14 protein-coding genes are annotated in these 16,884 nt (G+C 46.7%); 4 read left to right on the top strand and 10 right to left on the bottom strand.

The window, feature by feature from the left end:
- Positions 1-2 precede the first annotated feature (2 nt).
- From CWB99_RS13650 to norR, 10 genes are all read right to left on the bottom strand, one after another.
- Positions 3-401, bottom strand: coding sequence for a DUF1294 domain-containing protein (locus CWB99_RS13650; RefSeq protein ID WP_138551645.1), 399 nt, complete (start codon positions 399-401; stop codon positions 3-5).
- Between the two features lie 107 nt (positions 402-508).
- Positions 509-2,680 carry an exonuclease domain-containing protein gene (locus CWB99_RS13645; protein WP_138551644.1) on the bottom strand — a complete coding sequence of 724 codons (2,172 nt, stop codon included), beginning with the start codon at positions 2,678-2,680 and terminating at the stop codon, positions 509-511.
- A gap of 77 nt (positions 2,681-2,757) precedes the next feature.
- On the bottom strand, positions 2,758-3,450 hold the full coding sequence (locus tag CWB99_RS13640; protein WP_138551643.1) for a hypothetical protein: 693 nt from the start codon (positions 3,448-3,450) through the stop codon (positions 2,758-2,760).
- A gap of 141 nt (positions 3,451-3,591) precedes the next feature.
- Complete coding sequence (locus CWB99_RS13635; protein ID WP_138551642.1) at positions 3,592-6,915, bottom strand: response regulator; 3,324 nt, start codon at positions 6,913-6,915, stop codon at positions 3,592-3,594.
- Positions 6,912-8,132 carry an ABC transporter substrate-binding protein gene (locus CWB99_RS13630; RefSeq protein ID WP_249331898.1) on the bottom strand — a complete coding sequence of 407 codons (1,221 nt, stop codon included), beginning with the start codon at positions 8,130-8,132 and terminating at the stop codon, positions 6,912-6,914. The genes CWB99_RS13635 and CWB99_RS13630 overlap by 4 nt, the downstream gene beginning before the upstream one ends.
- Before the next feature lie 76 nt (positions 8,133-8,208).
- Positions 8,209-9,465, bottom strand: coding sequence for an adenylate/guanylate cyclase domain-containing protein (locus CWB99_RS13625; RefSeq protein ID WP_138551641.1), 1,257 nt, complete (start codon positions 9,463-9,465; stop codon positions 8,209-8,211).
- Positions 9,466-9,505: 40 nt separating this feature from the next.
- Positions 9,506-10,342: an ATP-grasp domain-containing protein gene (locus CWB99_RS13620; RefSeq protein ID WP_138551640.1), complete on the bottom strand. Its 837-nt coding sequence runs from the start codon at positions 10,340-10,342 to the stop codon at positions 9,506-9,508.
- Between the two features lie 146 nt (positions 10,343-10,488).
- Positions 10,489-10,974 (bottom strand): bacterioferritin, encoded by a 486-nt coding sequence (gene bfr / locus CWB99_RS13615; RefSeq protein ID WP_138543541.1) that lies wholly within the window; start codon positions 10,972-10,974, stop codon positions 10,489-10,491.
- A gap of 3 nt (positions 10,975-10,977) precedes the next feature.
- Positions 10,978-11,448 (bottom strand): bacterioferritin, encoded by a 471-nt coding sequence (bfr, locus tag CWB99_RS13610; RefSeq protein WP_138551639.1) that lies wholly within the window; start codon positions 11,446-11,448, stop codon positions 10,978-10,980.
- A 293-nt stretch (positions 11,449-11,741) separates the two neighbouring features.
- Complete coding sequence (norR, locus tag CWB99_RS13605; RefSeq protein WP_138551638.1) at positions 11,742-13,316, bottom strand: nitric oxide reductase transcriptional regulator NorR; 1,575 nt, start codon at positions 13,314-13,316, stop codon at positions 11,742-11,744.
- A 178-nt stretch (positions 13,317-13,494) separates the two neighbouring features.
- Here norR and CWB99_RS13600 point away from each other — a divergent pair, with 178 nt between their 5' ends.
- The 4 genes from CWB99_RS13600 (at position 13,495) to CWB99_RS13585 (ending at position 16,783) form a co-directional block, all read left to right on the top strand.
- Positions 13,495-13,719, top strand: coding sequence for a hypothetical protein (locus CWB99_RS13600; RefSeq protein WP_138551637.1), 225 nt, complete (start codon positions 13,495-13,497; stop codon positions 13,717-13,719).
- Positions 13,719-14,936, top strand: a complete 1,218-nt coding sequence (locus CWB99_RS13595; RefSeq protein ID WP_138551636.1) for an NnrS family protein — start codon at positions 13,719-13,721, stop codon at positions 14,934-14,936. Before CWB99_RS13600 ends, CWB99_RS13595 begins: the two co-directional genes overlap by 1 nt.
- Before the next feature lie 82 nt (positions 14,937-15,018).
- Positions 15,019-16,197, top strand: a complete 1,179-nt coding sequence (gene hmpA, locus CWB99_RS13590; protein WP_138551635.1) for an NO-inducible flavohemoprotein — start codon at positions 15,019-15,021, stop codon at positions 16,195-16,197.
- 97 nt (positions 16,198-16,294) lie between these two features.
- The gene (locus CWB99_RS13585; RefSeq protein WP_138551634.1) at positions 16,295-16,783 is read left to right on the top strand and encodes a low molecular weight protein-tyrosine-phosphatase; all 489 of its coding nucleotides are present in this window, start codon (positions 16,295-16,297) and stop codon (positions 16,781-16,783) included.
- Positions 16,784-16,884 lie beyond the last annotated feature (101 nt).

Raw genomic sequence — 16,884 nt, 5'->3', positions numbered from 1 at the left:
CGCTACATGTACAGTCCTATTAGCATACTTACCAATCCTACAACTTGAAATAACAAGAGCATCAGTAGTTTTAAGAGGAATGATAGTTTAGCAGTTTTATGCTTTACAATTTGCATACAGAACAGGGTTGGAATATGCAATGAGCAGGCTGATACCAAGAGTAACTGTCGCTCAGAGATCCGCTCTGTCCCTTGCTTTGATAACCTTTTATCTTTTGCGTAAACACCAAATACAATGGCACTGGCTAGCAGCAGATAAGCCACTATTGACCAGTCAGGTATTGCGGCAGCAATCAGGCTGGGAATGAGTACAAATGTGAGTAGTACGGTGGACAATAACCACAGTACATCGAGTAAAGTGCTGATTAAGTATTTATTATACTGACCTTTGATTTTCGCCATTTATTTGTTATTTTCGGTACAGCCTATCAGGCAATTTTAAATCACAAAGGAAATGGAATTTACACTAAACAAGAAAAAACTAAAAACCTTACCTGCTCATCGAGCCGTTATTCTTGATTTTCCAGTCTGACTTGATTGATCAATATAAATAACTGTGCCGTGGCTTCTGCGTCGGCCATCGCTCTGTGGTGCTGAGTCAATGTAATTCCCAACTCTGCACAGATCTTGTTTAGCGCATAAGATTTCATACCTGGCAGCCATTTTCTGCCCAGCTGCACGGTACATAGCTTTGGCTTTTGAAAAACCTGGTCAATTCGGGCAAACTCGGCTTTGATAAACCCCATATCAAAGTTGACATTATGCGCGACAAAAATGGCATCCTGCATAAAGTCTTCGACTTGCTGAGCAACGTCAGAAAAGAGGGGCGCATCCGCCACCATTTCGTTGCTAATACCGGTTAACTCCGTGATATATTTTGGGATCCGCCGCAATGGGTTGATAAGGCTTTGCCAACGTTTGACCACTTTGCCATCAACTATCCTAACCATGGCAATTTCTGTAATACGATCAAACTCCTTCTTGCCCCCAGTGGTTTCCACATCAATGACGACATAGGCCTGTTGTGGCGCGATTTGCCAGCACACTTGCTGAATGTCGACCTTAAAGCCCGACTCAATCAGACGCCTTATTGTCACCAGCTGATTACGCCTCAGACTATCTCCTGGTGCTTTTATTTCAACAAATGACACATCGCTGTCATCAATGCATATCAAGTCAGGATAGCCATCTTTCAGCATTTTATAGTCTTTACACATGGCAACCAGGTGTGTTTTGAGGGCCGTGACGGATATCAGCCGAGCGACCACCAATAAAAGGTCCAATGTCGACCTGTGCCAGAAGACCAGTCGATTCGGTTTGCCAAAGTGGGCACTGGCCTGACGCAGCAGCCAGTCGAATAAACTTTGATTATCTGTAATTTTTCCAAGGATCTGTTCAATATGATCGCTATGTACTTCATAAAATTGATTATATTTCAGGCTTCGCGGAGTTAAATCAAATTCATTGCTGGGTGCACCAGTTGTCGATTCGTATAGTGCTGGCCAAAAAACCAAAACAAATAACATGCGCCAGAACTGATTTTCTCCATGATAGGCTTTGTTCCCCTGGCGGTGATACCAGGCAATTGCTCCCTGCTCGGGATAACCAACATAGGCTTCGTCCAGTGCGATAGGCGGGCCGCTTTGACGCAGTATGTCTGTCAATACGGAGGTACGCTTGGTAGTGAATTTCAGCGCTGAAAAATCCTCGGCGAATATCAATAACTCTTCGTTTTGTGGGCAGGCCAGCACCTCTTCCAGCTGGGCCAGGCAAGTATCATAGTCCCCTGCCGTGTACAGAGCACGAATGTATTTTTCCTGTGCCTTTGGATGGTTACTGACCTTAAGCATCACCGTCGCAAGTGCTGGTTCTTCCTGGTCCAACTGACAAGCCAGCTTATGCGTCAAATCATCACGCTTAGTCTGTGCCATCAGCCCCTCGGCAGCAGGTACTTGCTCTTGATAGATCTGTTTTGCTAACAACACTTTGTCGTCTAAGCTTAGATTATTCAGGTGCTTATTTTGGCTAACATAAAAATAGGCACTTTGCGCCTCAGCCAGCTCAGAGAAGTGCGCATTGCCCGACGATACCCCTTGGCGTGTTTGCATCACTCCCAAATCGCGCAATGAAAACTGCTGCAAAGTGCCGCCCAGTTTACCAAAGAATAAAAATAACCAATATTCAAAGTCCGCTTTGACAGGCGCAGACAAGTGGGCACGAAATACCGCAGTATCTGCCAGCGCAACGTTAGCGCACTGAGCGTAAACAAACTCACTCCATAACGCTTTTTTTGCAGATTTTGCCGGGGTTGTAGGAGACACTTTGCCTGACGCTATGAGCTCAGACGCTATCAACTGAAGCTGCTCCTTGGTCAATTCCCCTAGTAGTACATCAGCGTCCTTGTCATGCGCAGATTGCACCAACCCTTTGCTACGCAACTCATTCAGGGCGGCGTCTGTATCCTTGATTTCTGCGTAATTCAGCTGTGCTCTGGTGACATATACACGTTTGCGATTGATGATACGCAACAATAAACACAGGCACTCTTCATCTAGAGACCCGAGTTCTGCGAACAGAGCCTGCTGCGGTGGAGTAAGAAGATGAAAGCTGGTTTTTGCAATAAACCCCTGCAGTTCATGAAAGTGGGTGAGATAATATTTCTCTGGTAACGCTTTTAACATACACACTCTACAACGAATAATATCGGCCTGGAACCACCGCGTAAACGGACAACCAGCATTTCAAATCGAGGGAGCAACTATAACAGCTCGCTAAAAACATCCTCAAACTGTTCTCCATTATTCAATCTTTCCAGAGCAGTGTACATATTCTTTGGGTTCATCGGTTTAACTGCAATCAATGAAGCCTGATAGTACTTAACGTTAGTGTTTGGAAAGTCACTGAGATAAAACACCGACCTAATCTTAGTGACATCCTCATTTGTCACATCGATGTTTTCTAATAAAAACGGCGCCCGATAATCTACCTGGATCCCAGTTCCTTCAATAAACCAGGCTGGTAACTGAGTTAACTCCACCAGCAGATTTGTTCTGTGCCTAACTTCTGCATGAACAAGCTCGTGGGCGACAACATCGGTATTTAGCCCCTTAGGACCAAGAAATATACATTCTCTGAAAAACCCGGATGTCTGCATGCCCGTCGGGTTGAAGCCAAATTTTGCATATTTGGCTTCAGCAGTGGCAATAATTCTGGGGTTTGATGTAGGCGCACCGTAGACATCAGAGACTCTTTTTACAGCAGCCTCTATAGCGTTAGCTAGCTTACCTTGCTGCAAGTTATCAATACTTTTATCAACATATAGATTGGGCGACACTTCATAAAACTGAGCTACGCCTATCAATTCACAGGCAATTGCGTCTTTCTTGAAGTATCCAAAGGAAAGCATAAAAAACGCAAGAAAAACAAGGAGAATTATCTTATGTCTCTTCATCAATACTCCAAAGTTTATAGCACTAGCTCAACCCAATTATTATATTCTCGTTGCCATATTTGCCTACGTACCGCAATTTGACTATCAAGGTCGTCAGTGAAATTTTATTGCTCACTCACGCGCAGCAATGTACTGGCATTATTAGTCTTCGACTAAGATCGGCTCATAGTTTAGATGCTTTTTCAGGCAGCTTAGCAGCGCCTCAATGGACACAGGTTTGCTCAGATAGTCATTCATTCCAGCTTCAAGGCATTTTTTCTCATCGCCGACCATAGCATTAGCCGTAAGCGCCACTATGGTAATGTCCATATTTGATTTACCCGCCTGCCCTTTTCGAATGGCTTTGGTCGCATGAAAACCGTCCATTTCTGGCATCTGGCAATCCATCAGCACCAGTGAATACCCCTCCGAATGTTGGTATTCTCTCAGGTTGCGCAGTGCTTCATTGCCATCGCCTACAACATCAACATATTCAATGTCCAGCTTCTGCAGCATGCTTACCGTTACTATCTGATTGACCTGATTATCCTCGGCCAACAAGATACGCGGTTTTGGCGCCCATTTCACCCTTGTCGTATCCTGATGGGGATCTTTCATACTCTTCAGGTAATGCGTAGTTACCAGCGGTTTGGCATTTGCTAATGCCTCTCCGTCATCTGCAACCACAGAGAGGGCATTGAACAGATCTTCTGTCGTTGCAGGCTTGGGAAAGTAGCCCGAGAACCCTAAGTCTGCGAAGTAAGACGCATCGCCCTGATGACCAATTGAAGTCATCATAATGAGCTTAATTCCCTTGAAACGCTTGTCCTCTTTGATGGTTTTGCCCAACTGTGCACCATCCATATTGGGCATTTGCATATCCAGCAACGCAATATCAAACATTTTACGCTGTCCGTCATGGAAACGCTTCTCACACTCGGCTAACGCAGCAATACCAGATGAAGATTCAAAGACTTGTGCACCCCAATGCCGCAACTGTTGACCGAGTACAGTGCGATTAGTCTGATTGTCATCGACTACCAACAACTCAAGCTTTGACATATCCAAATCTGGCAATATTTGTTTTGACTGTGCACTTTTTTCTAGCATCAACTTAAACTTAAACGTGCTTCCTTCTCCCTCTACACTCTCGACCCAGACATCGCCCCCCATTAGCTGGCAAAGCTTCCTGACAATCGCAAGGCCCAGACCTGTCCCGCCGTACTTACGTGTTGTTGACGAGTCAACCTGAGAAAAAGAATCAAACAGAGCGGCACTCTTCGCTTTAGGGATCCCAATCCCCGTATCAGTGATTGCGCACTCCAGACACAAACCATTGTTGTCGAGCTCGGTCAGCTTGCCCTGAATGATCACTTCGCCCTGCTCTGTAAATTTAATTGCATTGCCTACCAGGTTGGCGAGAATTTGTCTGATCCGGCTTGGATCACCTTTGGCCATACTTTGTTCAATATCCAGGGTATCCAGCACGAGCTCAAGTCCTTTACACTGAGCTTGCAAGGCTGCCGACTCAGCGAAGTCTTCAAACATGCCGCGCAAATCAAAGTCGAGCATCTCCAGCTCCAGCTTACCGGCATCAACCTTTGAAAAATCGAGTATGTCATTGATCAGGTTAAGGAGTGAGTTTGCGCTACTCATGGCCAGTTTAACCCGGTGTGTTTGTTGCTCATCCAACTCGTTGCTCAGCAATAAATTGAGCATACCCAGGACACCGTTCATAGGGGTCCTGATCTCATGGCTCATAGATGCCAGGAACTCGCTTTTGGCCCGGCTTGCCTGCTCAGCCTGGCTTTTAGCATCCGCCAGCGCTCTCTCCTGAGCAATTTCCTCAGAAATATCCTGTATAATGCCAACATAGGCAACCAGCTCTCCCCTGTCATTACTCACAGGCGCAATATGTAGATTGTTCCAAAAAGGCTTGCCGAGTTTCGTGTAATTGAGGATCACGGTGCGGTGCGCTTTACGGCTCTTAATGGCCTCAACCATACTCCCTACCGCTTCTTGTGCCGTCTCTTTGCCCTGAAGGAACTTACAGTTGGTACCCAATACCTCTTCGCCATAACCCGTTATTGTAGTAAAGGCGCTGTTTATAAAGGTCAGCGGTAACCCGTGTACTTTCGCATCTGAAATGATAATACCCACATCGCATGCTTCAATCGCATAAGCCAGTAAATCATTGTGCTCCTTTGCCTGGCTTAATGCTTCCTGATACATTTTCTGATCTGTAATGTCAGTTAAAGAGCCAGACATGCGAATGGCTTTTCCTGAGTCATTACGAAGGGCAAGGCCCTTTGAGCGAAAATAGCGATAGTCGTTTTGTCGGGTACGCAAGCGAAACTCGACGTCGAACCCACCTTTATCATTCAAATGCTCTTGTAATGCGGCAAAAGTCACACTTCTGTCTTTTGGATGTAAGTGATGCTCCAGTGATTCAAAGCGATCTGGAAACCCCTTGTGATCAGAAGGGCTGTAGCCAAGCAATTCTCTGTACCTTGGCGAGTAGAACACGTCCCCACTTTCAATATCCCAATCCCAGATACCATCGTGGCTGCCTTCAATAGCCAATTTGAATCGCTCTTCGCTTTTCTTAATTCTTTGCTCAGAGGTTTGTAAACGTTTGAACGGGTTAAGGAGCAACTGGCGACCAAAAAATAGCAACAGCAAAAAGGACAATGACAGACCGATAAAAATAGCCTGGCCAAGCTCCACAATAAAAGTAAAGACACTGTCATCTATGGTTGACTGACTAATCATTAAACTGACATGGATGTCTGTGCCCGGCATCTGTGTATTGTGTAACACAACATACTCTGCATCAGGTGCCGCATTACTATAATCGACCCATTGCCCGGATAATTCGACTGCCAGCGCCTGATTACTCAAATCAAGTGCCAAAAGGTTTGCTAAATCTGTATCAAACTCAGCAACCAGGACGCCTTCAGTGAATCCGTTGTACTCAATGGGGACTGCGATCACAAAACTAAACAACTGAGCATTACGCTTTAAAATCACCGCATGCGGTAATCGCCCATCTAGCAGCAGTTCGAGCCAGTCATTTTCTTTGTCGGCTGCCAGTGACATCTGACCACTACGATATACCGGCTCGCCAAGCACATTGTACATAGACAATGGTTCCTTTTTCCCCAGGATCCGATATTCCCCCAGGAAATCAGACAAAGAAGCGCGGGATATATCTGACCCCATAACCCCGTTGGCCAGAACCGGATATTGCGCCAGATCTTTCAGTAGTACCAGCCGGGTGCGCAAAAACTGGCCCAGGTTGCTGACCCCCAAACGCGCTTCTGTTTGCCGCACTTCCGTTTGCACCTGCCGAATAGCGGTATCGGCATGATTGCTCAGCATCACCAGACTCAGAGAAACAGACAATATCAGGCTACATAATAAAAATGCGTAGAATGCTTTATCGGAGCTCATTTTAAATAGCGATTTCTCTGCGTTATTATTCATTGATTTTTTAGCACCTTGATACTGCCATCAGTGTTGTAGCTGGCCATACAGATGTCTTCCAGACCCAGTGCCTCATGAGCATCGGGCTGTGACTCTGACCAGGGCGAAAACGGTTGTTTGTAAACTTTGATCAAACCCTGAACTGGTTGTTTGAGGTTTTCAAGCGCGCTACGCAACGCGGCTCTGTCTTGTTTTACCTTGCCGCTCAAAGAGATTTGATCAAGCGCTCCAAGCAGGACCCGGCCCAAATCATAACCATGAATAAAACCGGCCGGTGACTGTATAAATCGTCCATCAACAACTTTGTCTGGGTATGCGGTTATTAATTGTTGCCACACTCGGGCTACAAATTCTGTATGTGGCCGTTGCTGAAATGAGAAACAACTTTGCAAAAAGTGCAAATCTATACCTGCACGCAATTGCTCAGCCACCTGAGCGAAGAAATTGCCACCTGTGATGCCCCAGTGACTGATAATGGCAGGGCGCTGTGCTTTCGGCGTCTGACCGACCGCCTTTACCAGCTGTTTGCCTTCCAATGCATTCCCCACAAAAATCACACAATCATGGCCATTACTGACAATTTCTCGCAGCATGATTTTGGTGGCATTCATTTTCATATTCCAGTTAAACCAGGTCACGGGGGCCTCAGGCTTGCTCAGTGCCCGAGTGATAGTCTGATAATTTGATTTCCCCCAGGGGGTACGCTCTAGTAGCATGTGCGGCGAACGGCATTGTTTTTGTCTGGCGAATTCCACCAGCCTCAACCCTGCTTTGGTGTCATCGATAGACAATCTGAACACCCAATTGTTAGTGTCCGGGTAGCGTGTTACCGGTCCACCGGCTGCCCAGGGTACTAACAGTAAAATCCCCTGCTGGTTAATATAATCACGGTGTTTTATATACGGAGGTGAATGTAACCCCCCCAGCATCAGTAACGCTCGCTCATCTTTCAAAAAACGCCGCATGGTCAGTAAACTGCGATTGCTGTTGCCCCTGTGGTCTTTTTCAAGAAGCTGCAGTCTGAAACCCTGAACCTCAAAATTGCGCTCTCTGAGTGCACTATTAAAGCCCATTTTCATGGCTTCAGCCGACTCACTATGACTGCTGTAATCAGAATCGTGATAGATATAGAGCACAGGCCGCTGTGCAGCGTTTGCAAGCACACTGAAAGTAATAAAGCATAAAAAAACTGCGACCAGCGTCCGTTCCATATTCATAAGCGCGTTAAGTACCTGATTATTTAAAGTTAGACTATTTCATAAAGATTGCTTAGCACAACACCCTGCTATCTTTTTAGTCAGGATAATGATACACCTCGATGGGCTTACTGCGCCCACTGAGTTCAACCATAGCAACACGCTTAAGTTGTGTCAGCTTTGATTGCAGAACGCTTTGTTCGCTGACCAAGATGGGGTGTTGCAGTTCCTTTGTTTTACTCTCTATGCGTGCTGCCACATTCACTGTGTCACCGATGACGGTATAGTCCATACAGCTGCTGCTCCCGACGTTGCCTGCGATTGCATCACCACTATGAATACCGATTCCAATCTTGATTTCCGGCAGGCCATCAGCAATAAACTCCAAGTTTAACTGCTCCAGTGCTTGTAACATTTCACGCGCCGCTTCTATTGCATTTCGCGCATTGTTTTCTTCTTTTTGAGGAGTACCGAATACAGCCATAATGGCGTCACCGATAAATTTATCTATCATCCCCTGATGAGAAAAAATAACGCTGCTCATGCGAGAAAAATAGCGATTCAGCAATCGCGTTATCACTTCAGGGTCATGCTGCTCGCACATTCTGGTGAACCCGCGAATATCGGCCATCAGCACAGTGACGTCCCGTTTTTCGCCTCCGGGCTCAATGTCCACCTCTCCGCGTTCAACCGCTTTTACCAATTGCTCAGGCAGGTAACGTAGCAGGCGTTCACGATGACGCAATTTGGTATAAGTGCCCGTAATATAGTTCGACAATGACCAGGCCAGAAACCCAGAACAAACGATAATAACTTGTTCGTGTATCTCGATGGCGCGTGCTGTGTGACTGTGTTCCAGCACCAAAGTCCCGGTTATCAGACAGCACAAGGTGGAAAAGTAGATGATTATTTTACCCTGACGAAACGCACTCATGATGTTAAACAACAGTAACACGCTCACCAGCATGAGCTCAAACTCGGTTTTATGAAGATCCTGCAGAAGGTGTTTGATCAAATCCAGCGATTCAATTTCGAAAGAAACAGCCAGAATGATCGCGTAGTCGAATAGAATAGAAACGTACTTAAGCCAGGGTTTGTAACTCTCCGACGTTGCCCAGCGCACCACTAACGCGCACCATAAGGCGACAATCGCCAATGTACCTAAATCAACAGCTATCAGCGTGCCATCCCACCCAATACTGTATATACCGATAACAAGCTCTGTGATAAACAAAGCCATTAATCCATAAAAACGGAGTTTGTTAACATGGAGTTCCATCTCCATTTCACGCCTTTGATAACAATCGGTCAGTAACTTGTCAAAACTGCTATCAATGTCCTTTAACCATTTCATTGTCGCTTCGCCAGATTATGGTGTTTCCACCAGTTTAGCCTCAAGCTGGTCGGTTATTTAGCTTTTGTAGCATTTTTTTGTACATGCCTGTGACAGCATCAGGGCCAAGTTTCGGGTTATCGATGATCAGATGGTTGAACTTAGGCGAGGAATTCAGCTCAATCAGATAAAAACGATCGTCCTGGCCTAGAATAATGTCAAAGCCAACAAACCCTATGGAGGCTAATTCAAAGACAGGTTTAACAAACTCAAACAAGGTGTTGAGCAGGGCCTTATCCTGCTCCAGTGTCGCGACTTCATTCTTTTCCCAGTACCGCACATTGAACGTCTGAGCCATCCCCCTTTTATACGCCAGTAAGGGTTCTCCAAATCCACAAACAAGGCGATATTCAGCTTTGTTTTTAACATAAGCCTGCGCCAGTGCCAGGTAGTCATAATGCTTTGACTGAGCGTTGAATATTTCATTGTAAGCAACTCTGAGTGATGCTCTGTCCTCACACAGGTGCACATTGATGCCCAATGCCCCGCTGTTGCTTTTCACAACCACTGGGTAGCCAAAGTGAGCCTCTGTGGCTGCAAGGATTTCGTCCATGCTTTGATATTCCAGATAATGCCTGTGCTCCTGAGGCACATTCGGGTCCAGAAAAGACAAGGTTTGCGGCATTGTGACAGCTTGATTAAAAGCCTGATAAGAGTGCATTTTGTCCCTGCATATGCCGTAAACAGACTCGGAGTTAAAGGGGGTTTTGTTTAGTTCAAAATACTCAACCCCATGATTAAAATAGACCCGCACCAGATTCTGCTCACGATCAATACACTCGTATTTCAGCCCTAACTGTTGGCATGCTTCAACCAAACAGGCGACCTGTCTTTCCATTATGTTTCTCCGTACCGGTGATCTTGCTAATACATGATGGCGGCAAGTATCTATGCGAATTATTGCTTTGGCAAGCCTGCAGACCCTGAGCGCATATATTAAAAAAGGAGGCGATGCCTCCTTTGGATTGGTTTACTATTATCTCATCAGGTTGGATCGCCACCAGACATCTGGCTCTGGATGTAGTTAGGCAGACCCACTAACTTAATAAGTCCCAGGTGCTGCTCCAGCCAATAAATGTGATCCATTTCTGTGTCATCAAGCAGCGCCTCCAGCATTTCGCGCGACACATAGTCTTGCTCTTCTTCACACACCGCAATGACCTTTTTCAAATGATCTTTAACGGTGATCTCTGCGGCAAGATCGTTTTCCAGCATTTCCTGTACGTTTTCACCTACTTTGATGGGGGCTCTGGATGCGGTATCTGGCGTGCCCTCTAAAAACAAAATGCGCTCTGTAATACGCTTGGCATGATCCAGCTCTTCCTCGTATTCATGCGCCAATTTGTGGTGTAACCTTGATAGTCCCCAATCTTCATACATTTTTGAATGAGCCAGGTACTGATCCATTGACGATAACTCTAAGGTCAGCTGTTTGTTGAGTAAATCGATTACTTTTTGAGAACCTTGCATGTTTTACTCCTCAATTTGTGATTGCAGATAGTTTTCTATACCGCAGTTTTTGATGAGGAATTGCTGAGTTTCCAGCCAGTCGACATACTCTTCCTCATATTCAAGGATATCCTCCAACAATTCGCGACTGACATAGTCTTGCTCTTGTTCACACAGCTCAATCGCACTGCGCAATACTGGCAGCTGCTCCATTTCAAACGCCATATCACAGCTGAGCATTTCTTCTGTGTGTTCACCAATGCGAAGCTTTTCGAGGTGTTGTAGATTTGGCAGGCCTTCCAAAAATAAGATCCGCTCGATTAAGTCATCGGCCTGCTTCATGTCTTTTATTGATTTTTTATAGGCTTTCTCGTTCAGCTCCTCAATGCCCCAGTTTTTCCACATACGTGCATGCAGAAAATACTGGTTAATGGACGTCAGCTCGTGTGTTAATACCTGATTTAATGCTGCTATTACTTGCTTGCTACCCTGCATAGGGCCCCCTCAATAAGGAATAGTTAGACGCCTTATAACCCTAGAACAAAATTACAACTTAGCAAGACCGATTAAAACTAATAAATTTCTTAATATATCCTTTTAAAATAAACAACTTATAAGCTTAGTAAGAACAATTTTCATTGCGAATAACAGTCTTCATTTGAATACTTCATTTTGACAAATCCCGGCTATTGTATTGTGATCAGGTAAGTTGCCATTCTCATTGCGAGCGCGCTGAACTGATTCGCATCGAGCAGCGCCACAACCTGTTAAAATTTAACAAGAAAAGCTTAGTTGAGCGTTTTCACCGTTTTGATGCCCAAACGTTTTGCAAGGCGCACCAGATTGGCCCGATCAACAGCTAAATCACGCGCCGTAGCAGCCCAGTTGAGGTCATTGGCTTGAAGTCTGGTTGTGATCAGCTGCTTCTGAAATGATTCGGTCGCCGCCTTTAACGTTTGTTGTTCGGACAGTTGCATAGATATTCGCTCTTTGCTGACGCTATCTGGGTCTGATGAGCCACTCTCCCGCTGTACACCATGCACGACATCGACCAACACGATATCCTGATCCCAGGCTGCATGCTTTGCCTTCAATGCAGCCCGGCTCAGTACATGCTCAAGCTCGCGCACATTTCCCGGCCAGTCATGTTGATTAAGTTGGTCCATAAAGGCGTCAGACAGTACCAGCTGGCGTACCCCCAGCTTTTTGCGCAATTGCTCAACAAAAAAACCGGCAAGCGACACAATATCCTGTGCCCGCTCTCTTAGTGGGGGAACTTGAATTGGAAACACGCTTAAGCGGTGATATAGATCGGCGCGAAAGCGTCCCATCTCCACTTCCTGGCGCAAGTTTCGGTTCGTGGCAGCTACGATCCTCACATCAACATATTGCGGCTTGTCTGTACCAACAGGCTGGATTTCCCCGCTTTGTAACGCCCTGAGTAATTTACTTTGCATACTCAAGGGGAGTTCGCCAATTTCATCGAGAAATAAGGTGCCGCCATGTGCAACCAGAAACTTACCTTCCCGGTGTCTGTCTGCGCCGGTAAATGCACCTTTACGATGGCCAAAGAACTCACTCTCTGCCAGGTTTTCGCTCAAGGAGGCACAGTTAACCTGTACAAATGGCCCCTGACTGCGCGACGAATGTTCATGAATACGCCGTGCAACCAACTCCTTTCCTGTGCCCGTTTCTCCCTGAATGAGTACGCTTAACTCTGAGTTGGCAACCAGATCGATGTCCTGTTTAAGTCGCTGCATAACGGCGCTCTCACCCACCATAGTGTAACTCTGATGGCTGATCTCTCTGAGCATAGCCATACCATGACGAGCCCGCTCGGCTAGCGTAGACAGAGTCAGTGCCGTTGCAAAATGTGCCGCCACTAAAGACTGCAACATACCCAACATAGGCACTGCGACTTGCTCAAATGCGTTCGGGGTGAGGCTGTCAAAGGTGACCATACCAAGCAAGGTCTCTCCCTGATAGAGTGAAAACCCCATACAGGCGTGTACAGGCAAAGTGCCAGCTCTGGCCATCAGTAAGCCATCGTAAGGATCTGGCAGCTGACAATCCGCTGCAAAAATCTGCGGTTGGTTAGCCGCTGCTATTGCAGCCAGCCTTGGGTGGTCTTCGATTACAAACCGCCTGCCCATGGCTTCGGGCGCGAGACCTGAGCACGCCAGTGGATAAGCCACTCCTTGCTCACATCGCAACACAGCGGTGGCATCTGCCGTAATGATACTCTGGAGCGCGAGGACTAGTGACTGACTAAATGCCCCTAAATCCCCTTCATCCAGCCTGGGAAGTTGGTGAGTCAGTTCAGTACTGATGCCGAGTAAATGTGATAGCGTTCTCTGATCCAAGTCAAAATGACCTATAAAAGTTTATTAGACCTTATTAGTGTAGGTCATTTTGACTCACCCATACAACAAAAAATACCTACCCCTTTGTTTTATAACAAAATTAATATTGGCACATTTTGTGCCCTTATAAGTACCTATGTATCAACTAGTTCGATCCACTGCGCTTACAAGGGTAATTATGAAACACTATCGCCGTGCACTTCCTTATGCCAACCAATGCCTGTTACTGAGCCTGATTGGCTTTATGTTTGCCATTTTAGCCAGTTATAGCTTTGACCAATACTTGTCCTTGTCGACACAAATTGTGGCACACATCAGCACCATTATTTTCGCAACAATCCTGAAAGTGAGTTATGTCGTTCGCTGTTTTTGCCAATACAACCTTGGCCAGGAGGTGCGCTGATGAACTTGCTTAACCTGGAAGAACCCGTGCAACATTCAGCAAAATGGTATCAACCAAAACATGCACCATTACTCATGCTGGCATTCAGACCGTTATTTTTGCTTGGCAGTCTGTGGGCCTGTGCGGCGATGATCGCCTGGTTTGCCATACTGAGCGGGTATCTGCGCTGGCCAGGCTCTTTCCCGGCGACGCTTTGGCACGCTCATGAGATGCTGTTCGGTTTTGCCAGTGCAATCGCCATCGGCTTTTTATTTACCGCCGCCAAGAACTGGACCGGGGTCAACACGCTAAATAGCTGGCCTTTACTTGGGTTATGCGTGGTTTGGGCCAGCGCCAGAGTAGCAGGGATCTGGTCTGCTCAACCACTATTGTGGCTGATTATCTTTCAGGGCTTATTTTGGTTGATCAGTATCTGTCACTTTACCTGGGTTGTTCTGCAGGTTCACAACAGTAAAAATTACTTGTTTGTACCCGTACTTGCACTTTTGGCAACCCTGAACATGGTGTTTATTGTGGTACTGGACCAGCGCGCTTTTGAACTGGCAGGCCTGCTTAGTCAGATGGCAGTACTAGGCTTTACGCTGCTGATCAGTATATTGGGCGGCCGCGTCGTACCTTTCTTTATTTCTCGCGGTCTGGGACTGTCGCATCAACAGCGCACTCCCCGGCTGGACAAGGTGCTACTGCTTGTTTCTGTACTTGGGATATGCGGCTTTTTTGCCCACCACTTTCTTGAACAGCCCATGGTCCCTGGATACCTTTTAATATTGGCAGGCGTACTGCATCTGTTGCGTGCAAGTTTTTGGTTTCAGATACGCGTGTTTACCGTGCCCTTGTTATGGTCTTTGTATTTAGCTTATCTGTCGATGGCAATAGGTCTGGTTGGTTTTGGTGCAGCCTATCTGGGTAGCGGCTGGCAGGCCAAAGATGCGCTACATCTGATCACCATAGGTGGTATGGGCATGATGATCCTGGCCATGATGGCACGGGTAGCACTGGGTCATACGGCCCGCCCTTTAACACCTCACCCACTGATTTCTGCCGCTTTTATCCTGTGCCTGATCAGCGCCCTGATCAGAAGCCTGTTACCTGTGTATATCGGCCCGCATCTGGCCTGGCAGATCAGTGCCCTAATTTGGTCTGCGGGCTTCGCACTGTTTGCCTTTATTTATGCCCCCATACTGGTGCGAAAACGCCTGGATGGGCGCCGCGGTTAATATCTCAAATTCTCGTGCTTTTCACGCCATAAGGCGTCACTTTTACCGCTCCTGTGTGGAGCGGAATCATTAGGAGTTTTTTATGCTTTCTCAACGAACAATTGCCCTGGTTAAACAATCTCTGCCACTACTGGCCGATGCCGGAGTCGAGGTCACTGAGCATTTTTATCAGCGTATGTTCGCTCATAACCCTGAGTTACTTGATGTCTTTAATCTCAGTAATCAACGCTCAGGCAAACAGCAGTTTGCCCTGTTCAATGCACTGGCTGCCTATGCAACCTATATCGATCAGCCCGAAGTACTGACCAGTGCAATAGCCCGGATCAATCACAAGCATGCCAGTCTGGGTATTGCGCCACATCACTATCCCATTGTCGGAGAACACCTGCTTGCAACCTTACGAGAAAAGTTCCCTGAGCAATTCAATACCGACATAGAAAAAGCCTGGGCTGAGGCCTACGCCTTCCTTGCCGATCTGTTTATTACACAAGAGGAAGGTATCTATCAACAGGCCGAGCAACTTCGCGGTGGCTGGCGGGGTACACGTCGTTTCTATATCAGCAAAATTGTAACGGAATCAGAGCTGGTAAAAAGCTTTTATCTGGCTCCGTGCGATGAGCGGGCAGTGATGCCCTATCAGGCAGGACAATACCTGGCTGTTTGCTGTTCTATTCCAACAGAGGACAATCAGCAGATCCGCCAGTATTCACTGTCTCACGCATCAAATAACCGCACTTATCGTATCAGTGTAAAACGAGACAACCTGGTATCAGGTTACCTACATTCTCTGCCTGAAGGCACTGAGCTCGACATTATGCCTGTGGCTGGAGATTTCGTACTTAAACACACAGAAGCACCTAAAGTACTTATCAGTGCCGGGGTGGGGATAACCCCTATGATGGCTATGCTGCATACGCTGGCTGAACGCAACTTCTCCGGGGAACTGCATTTCCTGCATGCTTGTCGCTCTCCCTCGCAACTGAGTTTTAGCACGGAACTTGCGCAGGCTGCCAGTAGTCTGCCGGCTCTGACAACCTGGACCTGGATTGAAGAGGGGGCCACCGGCACGAATTCAGAGAAATCCAGCACAGGACGCATGCTGTTAGCGCCATTAAGTACCTCTCTGCCGTTTGGAAATGGTGAGTTCTATCTATGCGGGCCAACGCCTTTTATGGCTGACATCAAGCAACAATTGCTCGCTCTTGGAGTCGACGAATCACGTATTTTGTATGAAGTATTCGGGCCTCATGAAACCCTGTAACATCGACCAAAAATCGACTTAAAAAGTCTGATAAGATGAGAGTCTCCTGAGGTTGCTTATATCAGGCAACCCTGACTTACAGCAAAAGGACCCCTCTATGAGAGACTCTCTAATTTTCAGTAAGCCTGCCAAAGTGTTAGTTGTTTGCATGGGCAACATTTGCCGCTCTCCTACCATGGAGGCAGTATTGGCACAGACTGCAGCCCAGCGAGGTTTGAGTCTGGAGGTCGACTCAGCGGGCACCATCGCCTATCATCAGGGCAATCCACCTGACAAACGCAGCGCAGCAGCCGCCCGTAAACGAGGGTATGACCTGTCATCTGTCAAAGCCAGACAAGTGCAGCCACAGGACTTTGAACACTTTGATTTAATCTTGTGCGCTGATGGGCAAAACCTGGCAGATCTTCAGTCCAGATGCCCCGAACAGTATCAGCATAAACTGGCGCTGTTTTTACGCTTTGGCGAGCAGCAACAAGACGAAGTGCCCGACCCATATTACGGTGGCACAGACGGGTTTGAACTGGTGTTAGATCTGGTTGAGCACGCCAGTGACATCATCATCACTAAACTAAGCAAACAGAATTAAAGCGCTATCAGCAAAGTCCTGTCCTCGGGGACTTTGCTGCTGACTTGGGCCATATCTGACCTAAAATCGTTGATTTAAATCAATGATTAAATTGATAATAT

Source organism: Pseudoalteromonas rubra (assembly GCF_005887095.1).
Lineage (GTDB): Bacteria > Pseudomonadota > Gammaproteobacteria > Enterobacterales > Alteromonadaceae > Pseudoalteromonas > Pseudoalteromonas rubra_E.
This window is presented reverse-complemented; position numbering and strand designations above follow the sequence as displayed.

Coding starts and splice junctions, on each gene's coding strand:
- CWB99_RS13650 (WP_138551645.1), bottom strand. CDS start 401: ATGGCGAAAATCAAAGGTCAGTATAATAAATACTTAATCAGCACTTTA.
- CWB99_RS13645 (WP_138551644.1), bottom strand. CDS start 2,680: ATGTTAAAAGCGTTACCAGAGAAATATTATCTCACCCACTTTCATGAA.
- CWB99_RS13640 (WP_138551643.1), bottom strand. CDS start 3,450: ATGAAGAGACATAAGATAATTCTCCTTGTTTTTCTTGCGTTTTTTATG.
- CWB99_RS13635 (WP_138551642.1), bottom strand. CDS start 6,915: ATGAATAATAACGCAGAGAAATCGCTATTTAAAATGAGCTCCGATAAA.
- CWB99_RS13630 (WP_249331898.1), bottom strand. CDS start 8,132: ATGAATATGGAACGGACGCTGGTCGCAGTTTTTTTATGCTTTATTACT.
- CWB99_RS13625 (WP_138551641.1), bottom strand. CDS start 9,465: ATGAAATGGTTAAAGGACATTGATAGCAGTTTTGACAAGTTACTGACC.
- CWB99_RS13620 (WP_138551640.1), bottom strand. CDS start 10,342: ATGGAAAGACAGGTCGCCTGTTTGGTTGAAGCATGCCAACAGTTAGGG.
- bfr (WP_138543541.1), bottom strand. CDS start 10,974: ATGCAAGGTTCTCAAAAAGTAATCGATTTACTCAACAAACAGCTGACC.
- bfr (WP_138551639.1), bottom strand. CDS start 11,448: ATGCAGGGTAGCAAGCAAGTAATAGCAGCATTAAATCAGGTATTAACA.
- CWB99_RS13600 (WP_138551637.1), top strand. CDS start 13,495: ATGAAACACTATCGCCGTGCACTTCCTTATGCCAACCAATGCCTGTTA.
- CWB99_RS13595 (WP_138551636.1), top strand. CDS start 13,719: ATGAACTTGCTTAACCTGGAAGAACCCGTGCAACATTCAGCAAAATGG.
- hmpA (WP_138551635.1), top strand. CDS start 15,019: ATGCTTTCTCAACGAACAATTGCCCTGGTTAAACAATCTCTGCCACTA.
- CWB99_RS13585 (WP_138551634.1), top strand. CDS start 16,295: ATGAGAGACTCTCTAATTTTCAGTAAGCCTGCCAAAGTGTTAGTTGTT.